The sequence below is a fragment of the Parendozoicomonas verongulae genome (assembly GCF_009711465.1).
Classification (GTDB): domain Bacteria; phylum Pseudomonadota; class Gammaproteobacteria; order Pseudomonadales; family Endozoicomonadaceae; genus Sansalvadorimonas; species Sansalvadorimonas verongulae.
The window spans coordinates 925-1,206 of the sequence record NZ_SMME01000525.1 but is presented as its reverse complement, the minus strand read 5'-3'; the positions used below and the strand labels follow the sequence as shown (position 1 = coordinate 1,206).

General features: G+C 48.2%; 1 protein-coding gene. It reads right to left on the bottom strand.

Translation table 11 applies throughout. From position 1 onward, the window contains the following. Positions 1-74: 74 nt before the first annotated feature. A partial coding sequence (locus tag E1189_RS24675; RefSeq protein ID WP_230459943.1) for a hypothetical protein occupies positions 75-282 on the bottom strand: 208 nt, incomplete at its 5' end.

Here is a 282-nt window from a genome sequence, read left to right as displayed (position 1 = left end):
GTATTTTTTTAATAGCGTCTCGGCCTCATCCAGTGCTTTTCCGGGATTGGATTTCAGAAGATTAAAAGCACCATCTATGTCGTGATATGCCTGGGCACGAGAGTAAGCCGGGTAGTGTTGGGTACGATATTGTGAAAGTTGGCGGCGCTCAGAATTATCAGCACTTCCTGAAACTGTAGAGCCTTGCGTTCTGTGAGCATAAAGTTTAGGCCCACTTGAATAGCTGGGCCTGAAAGGCTGATGCGCCTGTCGGCTATGGTGCTCTTTTCCATTCTGTGGCGA